This is a genomic window from Kribbella ginsengisoli (assembly GCF_039537185.1).
Classification (GTDB): domain Bacteria; phylum Actinomycetota; class Actinomycetes; order Propionibacteriales; family Kribbellaceae; genus Kribbella; species Kribbella koreensis.
The window spans coordinates 1,171,531-1,185,937 of sequence record NZ_BAABAA010000001.1 but is presented as its reverse complement, the minus strand read 5'-3'; the positions used below and the strand labels follow the sequence as shown (position 1 = coordinate 1,185,937).

At 68.9% G+C, this 14,407-nt stretch carries 12 protein-coding genes; 8 read left to right on the top strand and 4 right to left on the bottom strand.

The genetic code is table 11. The annotated features are described in order from the left end of the window. The first annotated feature begins 93 nt into the window (after positions 1 to 93). Together ABD768_RS05200 and ABD768_RS05195 are read left to right on the top strand one after the other, a co-directional pair. Entirely contained in the window at positions 94 to 609 is a 516-nt protein-coding gene (locus ABD768_RS05200; RefSeq protein ID WP_344837851.1) for an RNA polymerase sigma factor, read from the top strand. Then, complete coding sequence (locus tag ABD768_RS05195; RefSeq protein WP_344837849.1) at positions 602 to 1,204, top strand: hypothetical protein; 603 nt, start codon at positions 602 to 604, stop codon at positions 1,202 to 1,204. Before ABD768_RS05200 ends, ABD768_RS05195 begins: the two co-directional genes overlap by 8 nt. Here the strand turns inward: ABD768_RS05195 and ABD768_RS05190 are convergent. From ABD768_RS05190 to dacB, 3 genes are read right to left on the bottom strand one after another with little or no spacing between them, the layout of a single operon-like run. Beyond that, positions 1,201 to 2,142 carry a GNAT family N-acetyltransferase gene (locus ABD768_RS05190; protein ID WP_344837847.1) on the bottom strand — a complete coding sequence of 314 codons (942 nt, stop codon included), beginning with the start codon at positions 2,140 to 2,142 and terminating at the stop codon, positions 1,201 to 1,203. The two genes, ABD768_RS05195 and ABD768_RS05190, sit on opposite strands and share 4 nt — an antisense overlap. Continuing rightward, the gene (locus ABD768_RS05185; RefSeq protein ID WP_344837845.1) at positions 2,142 to 3,095 is read right to left on the bottom strand and encodes a GNAT family N-acetyltransferase; all 954 of its coding nucleotides are present in this window, start codon (positions 3,093 to 3,095) and stop codon (positions 2,142 to 2,144) included. The genes ABD768_RS05190 and ABD768_RS05185 overlap by 1 nt, the downstream gene beginning before the upstream one ends. 40 nt (positions 3,096 to 3,135) lie before the next feature. After that, the gene (gene dacB, locus ABD768_RS05180) at positions 3,136 to 4,722 is read right to left on the bottom strand and encodes a D-alanyl-D-alanine carboxypeptidase/D-alanyl-D-alanine endopeptidase (RefSeq protein WP_344837843.1); all 1,587 of its coding nucleotides are present in this window, start codon (positions 4,720 to 4,722) and stop codon (positions 3,136 to 3,138) included. A 182-nt stretch (positions 4,723 to 4,904) separates the two neighbouring features. Between dacB and ABD768_RS05175 the strand changes: the two genes are divergently transcribed. The 4 genes from ABD768_RS05175 to ABD768_RS05160 all read left to right on the top strand — a co-directional run bounded on the left by ABD768_RS05175 (position 4,905) and on the right by ABD768_RS05160 (position 9,959). Next, a complete protein-coding gene (locus tag ABD768_RS05175; RefSeq protein WP_344837841.1) occupies positions 4,905 to 6,218 on the top strand; it encodes a family 43 glycosylhydrolase in 1,314 nt (437 codons plus the stop codon). Between the two features lie 204 nt (positions 6,219 to 6,422). Then, positions 6,423 to 8,585 (top strand): alkaline phosphatase family protein, encoded by a 2,163-nt coding sequence (locus tag ABD768_RS05170; RefSeq protein WP_343977692.1) that lies wholly within the window; start codon positions 6,423 to 6,425, stop codon positions 8,583 to 8,585. A 2-nt stretch (positions 8,586 to 8,587) separates the two neighbouring features. Further along, positions 8,588 to 9,361, top strand: coding sequence for an MBL fold metallo-hydrolase (locus ABD768_RS05165; RefSeq protein WP_344837838.1), 774 nt, complete (start codon positions 8,588 to 8,590; stop codon positions 9,359 to 9,361). Continuing rightward, a complete protein-coding gene (locus ABD768_RS05160; RefSeq protein WP_344837836.1) occupies positions 9,351 to 9,959 on the top strand; it encodes a DedA family protein in 609 nt (202 codons plus the stop codon). Before ABD768_RS05165 ends, ABD768_RS05160 begins: the two co-directional genes overlap by 11 nt. A 46-nt stretch (positions 9,960 to 10,005) precedes the next feature. Here ABD768_RS05160 and ABD768_RS05155 read toward each other — a convergent pair whose 3' ends face one another. Further along, entirely contained in the window at positions 10,006 to 10,647 is a 642-nt protein-coding gene (locus ABD768_RS05155; RefSeq protein WP_343977701.1) for a TIGR03085 family metal-binding protein, read from the bottom strand. A 99-nt stretch (positions 10,648 to 10,746) separates the two neighbouring features. Here ABD768_RS05155 and ABD768_RS05150 point away from each other — a divergent pair, with 99 nt between their 5' ends. Together ABD768_RS05150 and ABD768_RS05145 are read left to right on the top strand one after the other, a co-directional pair. Beyond that, positions 10,747 to 12,600 carry an ABC transporter ATP-binding protein gene (locus ABD768_RS05150; RefSeq protein WP_344837833.1) on the top strand — a complete coding sequence of 618 codons (1,854 nt, stop codon included), beginning with the start codon at positions 10,747 to 10,749 and terminating at the stop codon, positions 12,598 to 12,600. Continuing rightward, complete coding sequence (locus ABD768_RS05145) at positions 12,597 to 14,393, top strand: ABC transporter ATP-binding protein (protein ID WP_343977707.1); 1,797 nt, start codon at positions 12,597 to 12,599, stop codon at positions 14,391 to 14,393. Before ABD768_RS05150 ends, ABD768_RS05145 begins: the two co-directional genes overlap by 4 nt. Positions 14,394 to 14,407: the final 14 nt, after the last annotated feature.

The following is a 14,407-nucleotide window of genomic DNA, read 5'->3' as shown; positions in this document are numbered from 1 at the left end:
TTTCGAGAGTAATCTCTCACATCTCCGGAAGGCAAGAACGAAAAAGCCGGCCGGGAAGTGGAACCGACCGGGGGAGCAGCGCGTGTTAGTGGTGTGAGAGAGCTCGACGGCGATCCGGCGGCAGAGGTGGCGGCGCTCTACCGCCGGACCTGGCCACGCCTGATCGGCCTGCTCGTCTCCATCGGCGCCTCGCGGGCCGACGCCGAGGAGCTCGCCCAGGACACGTACGTGAAACTGCTCGACCGCTGGGACAAGATCAGCCGGTACGACGACCCGGACGCCTGGGTGCGGGCCGTCGCGGTCCGGGCCTTGGTGAGCCGGCTCAGGCGTCAGCAGGTCGCAGCACGCGCCATGGCCAAACTGACCGGCCGCGCTTCCGAAGTACAGGGTCCTGATGGGGATGCGGTGGATGTGGCGGCCGCGTTGGCGCGGATCACTCCGACACAGCGGGCGGTGGCGGTCCTGTACTACGTGACGGACCTGTCGATCGAGCAGATCGCCGACGAACTGCAACTGCCGCCCGGCACGGTGAAGTCGCGGTTGGCCCGCGCCCGCCAGGCGCTCGCGCCGCTACTGGAGGTCGAAGAGGAGGTGCCTGGCCATGCCTGATCCCGAGACCGACCTGCTGACCGAGTACGTCGACGAGCGCACCCCCGGGGAGTCGCGCCCCTTCGAGTACGTCGAACGCGCTCTCCGCCGCCGCCGACGCGGCCGCATCGTGCTGGCCGTCGCCGCGACCATCGGCGTGATCGGCGGCGTCGCCACGGTCGCTGCCGTCAACTGGCAACGCGCCGACGAGAGCCCGACCGTCACGACCACAACGACGCCGCCCCCCGCTTTCCTGGACGTCGGCCCGCCGCCCCCACAGTTCAAGCAAGGCACGACCCTGCTGACCCTCGACCGCGAACTCGAGGTGACCAGGGCCTACCCCGACCCGGCCACTCCCGACCGCCTGATCGTCGAAACCACCCGAGGCGACACCGAGACCTGCGTCCCCCACGTAGTCCTCCGAGTCCTCGCCCAAGACGCCAAGACCGTCCGGATCGCCGCCTACCAGTACTCCGTCCTCCCGCAATCGGACGAAGGCATGCAGTGCTTCCGCCCCGAAGGCAAACCCTTCAAAGGCATCCTCGACCTCCACTGGGAACTGGCGACCCGCCAGGTCATCGCCGGCTCCACCGGCAACCGAGTCGTCCTGAACTAGACCCGCAGCGTCTTGCGCCATCTGTCGGTGACGATGTCCGGGCGCATGCCGACGGACAGATAGAGGCCGAGCGCCGGCGTCGGGTTCGAGCTGTCGACGTGCAGCATGGTGCCGCTGAGGCCTGCGGTGGCGTCGATGGCGAACTGGTCCCGGAGGAGGTACTTCGCCAGCCCAAGCCCGCGTGCCGGGGCCAGTACGCCGATCCGGCCGATGTAGCCGGCGTTGTCGGAGCTGATGAAGTTGCGGTCGAACTCGCGGACAGCGACCGGGGTGCCGTCCAGTTCGAGAACGGTCAGCTGGGACCAGTCGAAGGTGGAGCGGGCTTCGCGGGCCGCCACCCACTCGTCGTAGCCGGGTGGGCTCGCGGACGGCTGGTCGTCGAAGGACTCCGCGATCAGCCGGTACGCCGTACGCCGGGCCGCCTCGTCGGGGGCTCCGTTGCGGACCACGACCCCGGTCGGTGGGTCGGGCCGGTCGAGCGGGCCGGTGTGGGCGATCCTCATCCGCTGGATCGAGGTCTCGTGCGTGAACCCGCGGGCGGCGGCCAGCTCAGCCAGTTGCTTGTCGGCGCCGAGCACCGCGATCCGTACCAGCTGCTCGGACAGGCCGGCCGCGCGCGTCGCCTCCGCCGCCCGGGCGACCGCGCGGTCGAACAGCCAGTCGGCCACGGACCGGTCGGCGGTGGTGAGCTCGATGCCGATGCAATCCGGCCGCTGGACGACGGCCGCCGTACCGATGATCTTGTCGTCGGCGGAGATCAGCCAGGTGTCGGTGGTGAGGGCGAGCTGCGGGTTGCGCAGGAAGTCGTCGACACCTTCCGGGCTGTACTGGTGAATGCCGATCAGCGCGACGCTGCGCGCGGCCAGATACTGCTGGATCGCGCCGGCATCCGAGAGCTGCATGGCACGCCAGGTCGCGCCCGGCGGCAGGCCGGCCATCAGGCGGTCGGCAGCGTGCGTCGCCAGACGTCGATGACCAGGACCGCCTCCATGCCGACGGATAGGTAGAGGCCGAGCGCGGGCGTCGGGTTGTTGGTATCGACGTGCAGGATCGTGCCTGCCCGCCCGGCCGCGGCATCGACGGCGAAGGCATCGCGCAGCAGGAACTTGGCCAGCCCCCGACCCCGCGCCTCCTTGAGCACCCCGAGCCGGCCGACGTAGTTGCAGTTCTCGTCCTCGACGAACTGGTCGTTGCTCTCGATGAACCCGACGACCTCACCGTCCAGCTCCAGCAGGCTCAGCTGCGACCAGTCGAACGTCGACTGCGCGTCCCGCGCCGCGAACCACTCCTCGTACGACCGGGGCGTGAACCCGAACTGCCCGGTGAAGGTCTCGGTGAACACCGCATGCGCCGCGCGCCGCGTCTCCTCGTCAGGCGCGCCGCGACGAAGTACCGCACCCTCCGGTACCTCCGGAGCGGCCACCGGCCCCGTGTGATCGATGCGCATCCGGTGGTACGTCGTACCAGGGGCGAAGTCGTTGCCGGCGAGGAGCTCGCGCTTGGCCGTGTCGGTGCGGTAGACGCCGAGGTCGAGCGACACCTCGGTGTGCCCGTGCTCGCGGCCCAGCTCCTTGGCGCGCACGAGGATCTCGGCCAGCAGCCAATCGATGACGGCGGGATCGGGGCTGTAGAGGTCGATGTCGAGCAGGTGGTGATCGCCCTGCCCGAAGACCGTCCCGTAGCCGGTCAGGGTCTCGCCGCTGAAGACGAGCCAGCCGTCCCGGTCGAGGTCGAAGCCGGGCTCACTGAGCTCGTCGGCCATGTCGTCGAGGGTGAAGTCGGCGGACCCGATGGCGGCGACGTTGCGGGCCGCGACCAGCTCGAAGATCGCCTCCGCGTCGTCCTTGGCCGGCCGGCGGAAGGTGTGCCCCGTGGGCAGTGCGGCAGTCATTCCCTCATCGTGCTGAACGACTGCCGCACTGTCTAATGCATTAGCGACCCTTGATCCAGTCGTTGCCGGGGTCGTCCGGGCCGGTGCCGTCGTCGTTCAGCTGCGCCTTGGTGGCCGGCGCGGGCTTGATCGCGGCGACGGGCGCCTGGTCGGTCCAGGAGGCGAGGGTGACGCCGACCGCGTCCTCGACCGAGCGCGGGCTGGTCAGGTAGTTGTTGCTGATCATCGAGAAGACCAGCTTGCGGCCGTCCTTGTTCGTGACGTAGCCGGACAGCGCCGTGACGCCGGTCAGCGAGCCGGTCTTGCCGTGCAGGTTGTTCGCGGCCGGCGTGCCACCCATCCGCGTCCGCAACGTACCGCCGGTGAAGCGATCCGCGTTGCCCGCGATCGGCAGCGCGTCGTACCACTGCTGGAACCACGGCTCCTTCTCGGCGGCCAGCAGGATGTTCGTAATGCTGTTGGGCGTCAGGTTGACCTTGCGGGACAGGCCCGAGCCGTCGGACAGCCGGATCGTCGCGGTGTCCACGCCGACGCTCTTCGCGTACGCCGTGACGATGCCCAGGCCGGTCGGCCAGCTGCCGTTCGCCTTGGTGACCGCGCCCATCGCCTTGACCAGCGTCTCGGCGTGCATGTTGTTGGACAGCTTGAGGAACGGCGTCATCAGCTCGCCGAGTGTCATCGACTCGTCGCGAGCGAGTTGCCGGGCCGTGGCCGGGGTCGCCGCCTCGCGGATCTTGCCCTCGACCTTGATTCCCTCGGCGGTGAGGGCCCGCCGGAAGACGTCAGCGGCGTACAAGGGTGGCTCCCAGACGGTGACCCAGGTGGAGCCGAGGCCGGCGCCGAGCGGTACCGAGCCGCTGACCCGGACGACGTTGGTGCCGTGATCGCGCTGGACCGAGAGCGTGCTCGCCGACCCGGCGGCGCCGGTGGTGGCGGTGTTGATCAGCTTGAGCAGGCCGTTCGCCGGGCGGAGGTTGAGCAGGACGGGGTCTCCGACCGCTGCGCCGGGGCGGCTCTCGACGATCGCCGTACCGGAGTCGTAGTCGCCGTTCGGTGCCAGTGTGAGGGCGGAGATCTGGGCGGCGTAGTAGAACGACTCGTCGTCCCAGGCCCAGCTGTCGCCCAGCCGCACGTTGTCGAAGTAGGTGTCGTCGGCGATCAGATTGCCTTCGACCTTGGTGATCCCGGCCGCGGCGATCTGCTTGGCCAGCCCGACATAGTCGCTCTCGAGTGCGGTCGGGTCACCGAAACCCTTCAGATAAAGGTCTCCCTGCAGTTTCCCGTTCCGCTTGACCGGGGCGGTCGCCAGGACGTCGGTGTGGAACTTGAACCCGGCGCCGAGGGTGTGCATCGCGGCCGTCGAGGTGAACAGCTTCGTGTTGGAAGCAGGCACCAGCCGCGACCCGCCGTTGCGGTCGTAGAGCGTCTCGCCGGTGGTCGCGTCCCGCACCACCAGTCCGACCTGTGACCCCTGGAACCGCGAGTCGGAGAGCAACGTGTCCAACTGCTGCTGCAAGCCGGTCGCCTGCACCTGCTGTACCGCGGCCGGCGCACCGGCCGACTGCCCGACCAGCCCGGCCGTCGCCGCTGAAACCGCAACGAGGGCCATCAGGCCGCGGCCGGACACCCTAGGTAATTTCCTCACAAGAACCCCTCAAGCTTCGGCGGAATCCAACTACCCCGGAGTCTCCATCGCGCTGCCCGTCCGGTCCAGTGATCATGCCCGATCGACCGGTTCAGGCTCTCGATTCTCAGGTGAATCGATGTAAAAGTGGGTCGCACAGGTACCGCCCCACCTGAGGAGCCCTCATGCGCAGCAGCAGAGTCCTAGCGGCGATCGCCGCCTCAGCCCTCCCCCTGGCCATGCTGATTCCACCCGCCCAGGCCGCCGTTCAACGCGTCACCGCGGCAGCGTTCCCGGCCGACGTCATCGGTGAGGACTTCCCCGATCCGGACGTCTTCGAGAAGAACGGCACCTGGTACGCCTACTCGACCAACAACGGCCGCGGCCACGCCCCCGTCGCCTCCGCTCCGAGCGCCAACGGCCCCTGGACGATCCGCGGCGACGCGATGCCCGGCGGCCCATCGTCGAGCTGGGCCCAGGCCGGACGTACCTGGGCACCGGACGTCTACCCCAACCCGGATGGCAGCTTCACCCTCACCTACACCGCGTGGCACAAGGCGTCCGGCCGCCAATGCATCGGCGTTGCCACCTCTGGCTCGGCACTCGGCCCGTTCACCCCGGTCGGCAACCAGCCGCTGATCTGCCCGCTCGACAAGGGCGGCGCGATCGACGCCAACACCTTCGTCGCGAACGACGGCACCCGTTACCTGACCTGGAAGAACGACGGCAACGCGATCGGCCAGCCGTCCACCCTCTGGCTCACCCGCACGACGAACAACGGCACCGCCCTCACCGGCGGCAACACCGCCATGCTCACCTCCAGCGGCGTGATCGAGGCGCCGGACCTGGTCCAGCGGGGGAGCCAGTTCGTCCTCTTCTACTCCGGTGGCGGCTACAACGACTGCAACTACCTGACCTCGTACGCGACCTCGCCCAGCCTCAACGGCCCCTGGACGACGGCCTTCCGCCCCCTGATGACCACGGCCAGCTTCGACAACCACGTCTGTGGTCCCGGCGGGGCTGACTTCGTCGGCGACAAGGTCTTCCTGCACGGCTGGGTCAACGGCTCGAGACACCTGTACGTCGCTGACCTCGGCTGGGCCAACGACTTCCCGGTCGTCCGGGGCAGCCGGGTCCGCACCGAGGCCGAGAGCGGCACCCTCAACCACTGCTCGGTCCGCACCGGGGCTGCCGGCGCATCGCAGGGCGCGGTCGCGGCGTACATCGACTATGCGGACTCGTGGGTCCAGGTATCTGTGTTCGCGCCGTCAGCCGGCGGCTACACGCTCTCGGTCGGCTATGCGAACGGTATGGGCGCCACGGCCAGCCACGGGGTGGTTGTCAACGGCAACGGCCAAGGCTCGATCAGCTACCCGGCCACCGGCTGGGACAACTGGCACCAGGCGTCCGTACCGATCACCCTCACCACCGGCTGGAACACCATCCGCCTCACCAAAGGCACCCTCTACACCGAACTCGACTACCTCGAACTCCAGTAAACCTGCCCCCGACCCCGCCGCCCGACCCCCGCCGCCCGTCCCCGCCCCCGAAACATCTCGGGGGTTAACCCCCGAGCTTGTGGGTTGCCCCCTGAGTATCTGGCTGGGCAACCCACCGTTTCAGGGGTTAACCCCTGAAACGGTGGGCGGGGATCGTAGGCTCGGAGTGGCAGTGATGGGCGAACGGGGAGTTCGAAGTACCTGATGGCTAAACCACCCGAGCAGGTCTCCAGCGATCGGCGGCAGCGCAGGCCGGTCTGGCTGGACCTGCGCCGTACCACCCGCGGCCTGCAGGCGATGATCCTCGGTGGGCTCGCCTCGCTGGTCTCCCTCCTGATCACCTTCTGGACGCTGCCGCAGATCAGCAGCAGTGACGGCGCGTGGCCGATCCTGCGACTGGTCGTGATCCTGGCCGTGATCGGGTTGATCGTGCGCTGGATCCTGGCCGGGATCGCGGTCCTGATCGGCTCGGTCGGGGTGCTGGTCGGCGGCCTGCTGAGTCAGTTCGCCGTCGTCTACCTCGGCGTCACGATCGACCCGGGCGTACATCTGCACGGCGGTCCCGAGGCGGCGCTGGTGGTGTCGATCGTGATGTCGTCGGTGAGCGCCTTCGTCGGCTGGATCGCGTACGCCGGAAGTGACGACGCCTACGTGTCCGAGGTGATGCGCGTCGTCCGTCGCCGGGCCCGCCGGATCGAGGCGGCGCCGAAGACGGGGATGCTGATCATCCAGATCGACGGGTTGTCGGCGCCGCTGCTCAACTGGATGGTGATGTCGGGCAACCTGCCGCATCTGGGTGGCTGGATCCGGGAAGGGCGCCATTCGATGGTCGAGTGGCATACCGGCGTACCGGCGACCACGCCGGCCAGTCAGGCGGGCATCCTGCACGGTGGATCCGGCCAGATCCCGGCCTTCCGGTGGTACGAGAAGGAGACCGGCCGGGTGATGGTGACCAACCGCGCCCGGGACGCCGCCGAGATCGAGGCGCGGATGTCGACCGGGCGCGGGCTGCTCGCCGATGGCGGCGCGAGCATCAGCAACAACTGGTCCGGTGATGCAGACAAGTGCGAGCTGGTGTTCAGCCGGGCCGCGCTGCCGACCGGGCGCAGCCGTGGGTACGTCCGGTTCTTCTCCAGTCCGCAGGGTGCCGCCCGTGGGCTGGTGCTCTGCTGCGCCGAGATGATCAAGGAGCTTCATCAGGCCCGCCGGCAGCGGGTTCGCAACCTGGTACCGCGGGTCAACCGTGGCGGGTCGTACATCTTCCTGCGGGCCATCTCGAACGTCCTGCTGCGTGACCTGAACGTCTCGTTGATCACCGACGAACTGGTCAAGGGCACCCCGGCGATCTACTGCGACTTCGTCGACTACGACGAGGTCGCCCATCACGCCGGCCCGACCCGGCCCGAGTCGCTGCAGACGCTAGAGGGACTCGACCGGGTGCTCGGCGCGCTCCAGCGGATCATCGACATCCTGCCGCACTCGTACGAGATCGTGGTGCTGTCCGACCATGGCCAGAGCCAGGGCTCGACCTTCCTGCAGCGGTACGGCCGGACCCTCACGCAGGTCGTCGACGACCTGGTCGACACCACCAAGGAACCAGTGGCGGCTACCGGCCGGTCCGAGGGCTGGGGCCCGGTCAACGCGTTCCTGACCGAGCTGACCATGCGGACCAGTATGGGCGGCAAGGTGACCCGCAAGGCGCTCCACGCCAAGGCCGTGCGAGGCGAGGTCGAGCTGGGGCCGGCCGACTGCGAGCCGCCGATCGCGGCCGACGAGCAGATGATCGTCACGGCGTCGGGCAACCTGGCGCTGATCTACCTGGCCAGGACTCCGGGGCGGGTGCCACTGGAGGAGATCGAGCTGCTCCACCCTCGGCTGATCCCGGGGCTCGCGACGCATCCGGGGGTCGGGTTCGTCGTGGTGGAGACACTTGCCGAAGGGCCGGTCGCGATCGGCCGGGCCGGAGTCCACGTACTGCGCTCAGGCCGGATCGAGGGCGTCGACCCGCTGGAGCCGTACGGTCCGATGGCGGTGGCGTCGATGCTCCGGCAGGCCGAGATGCCGCACAACGGGGACGTCGTGGTGATCAGCCGGCTCGACGACTACACGCGGGAGGTGGCCGCGTTCGAGGAGCTGGTCGGCTGCCATGGCGGGATCGGCGGCTGGCAGACCGAGGCCGTCCTGGTGCACCCGTGCCGCTGGGCCGTCGACGAGCCACCCGTAGGCTCCGACGCGGTACACCGCCTCCTGATCAGCTGGCTCGACCAGCTCGGCCAGCGCAAGCCCGACGACGCTTTCGAGTCTCAAGCTGAACCTGAGGTCGAGGACCAGGTGGAGAGTTCGTCGGATGCAAGCGTGGAGGCCTGAGAGTGCGGATCACCTGGTGGGGTCACAGCACCACCACCATCGAGGAGCACGGCACCCGGTTGCTGACCGACCCGGTGCTGACCTCCCGGATCGCGCACGTCCGGCGCCGTCGCGGCCCTGCGCCGACGACGGAGGCCGGGCGGTGCGACGCAGTACTGGTGTCGCATCTGCATGCTGATCATCTGCACCTGACGTCGCTACCGAAGGTGTCGCCGGACGCCGCGCTGGTCGTCCCGCGCGGTGCGGCCAAACTGATCGACAGCCACAGTGGCTCGCACTACTCGGACCGTTGCATCGAGGTTGCCCCCGGCAACCAACTACGGATCGGCAAGCTCGACATCACCGTCGTCACCGCCGACCATGACGGCCGGCGGTTGCCCTGGTCCGCCCATCGCGGACCGGCCCTCGGCTTCCGCGTCGAGGGCTCACCGAGCGTCTGGTTCGCGGGGGACACCGACCTGTACGACGCGATGGCGGCCGAGGTGGCTCCGGTGGATGTCGCGCTCATCCCGGTCGGTGGCTGGGGGCCGTCGCTCGGGCCGGGTCACCTCGATCCTGTCCGGGCAGCCGAGGCGGTACGGCGGGTAGGGGCGCGGATCGCGATCCCGGTGCACTTCGGGACGTTCTGGCCGATCGGGTGCGACCGGCTGCGGCCGGATCTGTTCCTGCCGCCGGGAGAAGAGTTCAAGAAGGAGATGGCCCAGGTGGACCCCGCCGTACAGGTGGATCTGCTGACGCCCGCAGAGTCGACCGAGGTGGCCGGGCATGTTGAGTGATGACTTCGGCTGGGTCTACCTGGCGGCGCTGGCCGGTGCGGTGCTGATCGGGGCGGTGCTGCCGGTCCTGCCGACCGGTGCTGCCGTGTCGGCGGGTGCGGTGCTGGCCTCGCACAGCAATCCGATCGGGCTGGTGGGCGTACTGATCGCCGGCGCTGGTGGCGCGTATGTAGGCGACTTGATCGTGTACGCCGGGTGCCGGGCGGGCGGGGAGAAGCTTGCTCAACGGGTCGGGTGGCTGCGGAACAACGCCTCGCTGGACGCATTGCGGATCCGGCTGGCGGAGCATGAGATCACTGTGTTGCTGACGTCGCGGTTGATCCCTGGCGGGCGGGTGCCGGTGCTGCTGGCGGCCGGGTTGGCGGGGTACCGGTGGCACCGGTTCGCGGTGGTGGATCTGATCTCGTCGTCGCTGTGGGCGGTCGTCTACATGGCGATCGGACTGCTCGGCTACGCGCTCTTCCCGAAGCCTTGGCAGGGTGTGGTCGCGGCGATCGCGCTGGTGCTGCTGACCACGGTGGTCAGCAGCATGATCCAGCGCTGGCGGAAGAAGTCCGCCGCCGCGAAGCAACCGACGGGCGAGCCGGTCACCGACTGAGCCGGCGACATCCCGAATGACGCCGGTCTTCACAGCCGGCGACCGGCTACATGCCGAACGACGCTGCTTGGAGGCGCTCGACCGCGGTGGGCTCGCCGTCCAGTTCGACCTGGGCGACCTGCTGGCGGCCGAAGCAGAAGAGGACCAGTTCGACCGGCTCGCCGGTGATGGTGACGGAGCCGTCGGCGGTCGGCTTCTTGGCGACTGATTCGCTGCCGTCCGGCAGGCGTAGTACCAGCCCGGTCGGCGCCTTGCGGGTCATCGACTTGGCGGCGAGCTTGACCTGGCGCCAGAGCCCGTCCTGCTGCTCGGCGGGCAGCGCCCGGACGGTGAAGTCGGGGACGGCGCGGCGGACGTCCTCGTGGTGCACGAGGTACTCGGTGGTGTTGAGGTTGTGCCCGATCCCCGGGATGCCGTAGATCGACAGCCGCGGCGGCCCGTTGCGCACCTTGCCGACGACGCCGGCGAACCCGTACTTCGACTTCGCCTGCTCCATCCGGCGAGCGGTGGTGTCGGCCAGCCCGGCGATCATGATGCCCGGCTGTGCGATCGGGTCGTTCTCCCGGACGTACAGATGAGCGGCGAGATCGAACGTCGTCCAGCCGTCGCACAGAGTCGGCTGATCGGGCCCGGCCTCGTCGAACAGGTCACACAGCGCGAGTCGTTCTACCTTGCTGTAGTCGGTCACAACTCGATCGTAGTTGTCGGCGCGCAATGGCAGAATGTCAATCGTTGTCAGCCTCGTGGCTGGCTACGGTCCTGACGGTGTCGTTCGAAGGATGTCTGCGTGCCACAGCCGAAGGTTCCCAGCAAGGGGAGCGTGACCCGGCGAGGGTTCGCGGTCCTGCGAGTGGCGATCTGGGAAGAGCCGTGGGTGTTCACCTGGTCGGTGGCCGCGAGCATGCTGTACGGCGCGATGACGGTCGCCGACGGCTGGGGGCTCGGCTGGGCGACCGACCACGTGATCCGGCCGGCGCTGGAGCGGGGCGACACCACCTTCGGCGCGGTCGCGTCGCTGATCGCGCTGTTCCTCGGGATCGCGATCCTGCGCGCCATCGGCGTGGTCGGCCGGCGGATCGGGGCCGGCGTGATGCAGTTCCGGCTGCAGGCGACGTACCGGCGTCGCGTCACCCGGCAGTACCTGAAGCTGCCGCTCGAGTGGCACCACAAGCATCCGACCGGCCAGCTGCTGTCCAACGCGAACGCGGACGTCGAGTCGACCTGGTATCCGATCGCTCCACTGCCGATGGCCGTCGGCGTGATCGCGATGCTCGGCTTCGCGATCGCCGCGATGTTCGCCGCCGATGTATGGCTCGCGCTGGTCGGCTGTCTGGTGTTCCCGCTCGTCTTCGTCGCGAACGTGATCTTCCAGCGCACGCTGCAGCCGCTTGCCACTCGGGCGCAGGAGCTCCGCGCGGATGTGTCCGAAGTGGCGCACGAGTCCTTCGACGGGGCTTTGGTGGTCAAGACGCTGGGGCGTGAGGCGGCCGAGACCGAGCGCTTCCGGGGGCCGACCAACGCGCTGCGGGATGCGAACATCGCGGTCAACAAGGCTCGTGGCGCGTTCGACCCGGTGATCGAGGGGTTGCCGCGCGTCGGCGTACTGGCGGTGTTGCTGGTCGGGGTCGGGCGGGTTCGCTCGGGCGCGGCCGATGCTGGTGATGTGGTGCAGGTGGCGTTCCTGTTCACACTGATCGGGTTCCCGATCCGGGCGCTGGGGTGGGTGCTCGGTGAGCTGCCGCGGTCGGTGGTCGGGTGGGACCGGGTGCAGCGGGTGCTCAAGGCTGAGGGCGGGATGGAGTACGGGTCGCTGCGGCTGACGGCGGCGTCGGCGGCTCGGCTCGAGGTGACTGATGTGCGGTTCGGGTATCTGCCGGATCGCGATGTGCTCGCCGGCGTCGACTTCGTGGTCGAGCCGGGGCGGACGGTGGCTGTCGTCGGGCCGACGGGGTCCGGGAAGTCGACGCTGACCACCTTGCTCACGCGGCTGGTCGATCCCGAGGAAGGTGCGGTCGCGGTCGACGGGCTGGACCTGCGGGAGCTGGCTCGGGACGAGTTGGCTGGGTCGGTTGCGTTGGTGGCGCAGACTGCTTGGCTGTTCGACGACACGATTCGCGGGAACATCACGCTCGGCGGGGAGTACTCGGACGAGGACGTGTGGGATGCGCTGCGGATCGCGCAGGGCGACGGGTTCGTGAAGTCGTTGCCGCATGGGCTGGACACGAAGGTGGGGGAGCGCGGTACGACGTTGTCGGGTGGGCAGCGGCAGCGGATCGCGTTGGCCCGGGCGTTGGTCCGGCGGCCGCGGTTGCTGATTCTCGACGACGCGACGAGCGCGGTGGATCCGCAGGTCGAGGCGCGGATTCTGGCTGGGTTGCGGACCGCCGTCCAGGGTGATGAGGCGGCGACGACCGTGCTGGTGATCGCCTATCGCAAGGCGACGATCGCGTTGGCCGATGAGGTGTTGTTCCTCGACGAGGGGCGGATCGCCGACCAGGGGACGCATGTCGAGTTGCAGGAGCGCTCGGCGGCGTACCGGGACCTGGTCGACGCGTACGAGAAGGACGCGGCGCGGCGTGAGGAAGAGGCCGCGCTGGAGGCAGAACTCGATGATCTCGACTCCGAAGGAGCGTCCGCGTGAGCGCCGTATCGTCCAGCCGACTCGATGCCGGGGACAACGCGGGCGGGCTGGAGACGCTCCGCCAGGGGCTGCGGGTGTCGCCGGAGCTGGCGCGCGGGTGGTGGATCACGGGGTTGCTCGCGCTGACGATGACCGGCGGGCGGATCGTCGTACCGATCGCTGTGCAGCAGACCATCGACAAGGGGCTGTCGGGTCCTGGTGGGCCGGACATGTCGTTCGTGGCGTGGATGTGTCTGGCGTGCTTCGGTGGGGTGCTGGTGACGGCTTTCGCGTCGTACCTGACGACGGTGCGGCTCGCGACGAACTCGGAGCGCGGGCTGGCGACGATGCGGATCAAGGCGTTCCGGCATGTGCATGACCTGCCGGTACTGACGCAGAGCACCGAGCGGCGAGGTGCGCTGGTCAGCCGGGTGACGTCCGATGTGGACACGGTGTCGCAGTTCCTGCAGTTCGGCGGGTTCATCTTCTTGGTCAGCATCGGGCAGATGCTGCTCGCGACCGTGGTGATGTTCGTGTACTCGTGGCAGTTGGCGCTGGTCGTGCTGATCTGCTTCCTGCCGTTGTTCGCCAGCCTGAAGGTGTTGCAGCGGTTGATGTCCGCGGCTTATGGGGTGGTGCGGGCGAAGGTGGGGGAGATGTTGTCGGCGATCGCCGAGCCCGTGGTCGGGGCGCAGGTCGTGCGGGCTTACGCGATCGAGAAGCGGACGCAGGAGCGGATCGACGCGTCGATCGAGGACTATCGGAAGACTGCTACGAAGGCGCAGGCGATCACCGGGATCACGTTCTCGATCGGTGGGCTGGCGGCGGGGTTGGCGAATGCCGGCGTACTGACCGCCGGTGTGCTGCTCGGGGTGGACGGGCATGCGACGCTGGGCGAGATCTTGGCATTCATGTTCCTGGTCGCGTTGTTCTCCGACCCGGTGCAGATCGCGACGCAGGTGCTGACCGACGCGCAGAGCGCCTTCGCCGGGTGGCGGCGGGTGCTCGGTGTGATCGCTACGCCGGCTGACGTGGTCGATCCGGGTGAGGCGGGGGTGCATCAGTCGCGGGGGCCGGTGACGGTCGAGTTCCGCGACGTGAACTTCGCTTATCCGGACGGCGAGCTGGTACTCCGTGACGTCGACGTCCGGCTCGAACCGCACCGCCGGGTGGCGGTCGTCGGTGAGACCGGCTCAGGCAAGACGACCTTCGCCAAGCTGCTCACCCGGTTGATGGACCCGACCTCTGGCGCCGTCCTCCTGGACGGTGTGGACGCCCGGGAGATCGCCTTCGCCTCCCTGCGCGAACGAGTCGTGATGGTGCCGCAGGACGGCTACCTCTTCGACTCGTCCCTGGCCGAGAACGTCCGCTTCGGCCGGCCCGACGTCACCGACGCCCAGCTCCTGGATGCCTTCGAGTCTTTGGGCCTGACCGACTGGCTCGAATCCCTCCCCGACGGCCTGGACTCCCCGGTCGGCCAGCGAGGCGAGTCCCTCTCAGCCGGCGAACGCCAACTGGTCGCCCTGGTCCGAGCCAACATCGCCGACCCAGACCTCTTGGTCCTCGACGAAGCCACCTCAGCCGTAGACCCAGGCACCGAGGTCCGGGTCAACGCAGCCCTGGAGCGCCTGATGACCGGCCGCACCTCGGTCACCATCGCCCACCGGCTCTCCACCGCCGAGGCAGCCGACGAAGTCCTGGTCTTCGACAACGGCCGCATAGTCGAGCGAGGCCCCCACGCGGAGTTGGTAGCGGCCGGTGGCGTCTACACCCACCTCCACGACAGCTGGATAGCCCAACGCTCAGCCCTCTGACAACAACAACGCGC

What these genes read in the sequence shown, in the direction of transcription:
- ABD768_RS05185 (WP_344837845.1), bottom strand. Translation starts at nt 3,095, where the DNA reads ATGACTGCCGCACTGCCCACGGGGCACACCTTCCGCCGGCCGGCCAAG.
- ABD768_RS05195 (WP_344837849.1), top strand. Translation starts at nt 602, where the DNA reads ATGCCTGATCCCGAGACCGACCTGCTGACCGAGTACGTCGACGAGCGC.
- ABD768_RS05175 (WP_344837841.1), top strand. Translation starts at nt 4,905, where the DNA reads ATGCGCAGCAGCAGAGTCCTAGCGGCGATCGCCGCCTCAGCCCTCCCC.
- ABD768_RS05160 (WP_344837836.1), top strand. Translation starts at nt 9,351, where the DNA reads ATGTTGAGTGATGACTTCGGCTGGGTCTACCTGGCGGCGCTGGCCGGT.
- ABD768_RS05190 (WP_344837847.1), bottom strand. Translation starts at nt 2,142, where the DNA reads ATGGCCGGCCTGCCGCCGGGCGCGACCTGGCGTGCCATGCAGCTCTCG.
- ABD768_RS05170 (WP_343977692.1), top strand. Translation starts at nt 6,423, where the DNA reads ATGGCTAAACCACCCGAGCAGGTCTCCAGCGATCGGCGGCAGCGCAGG.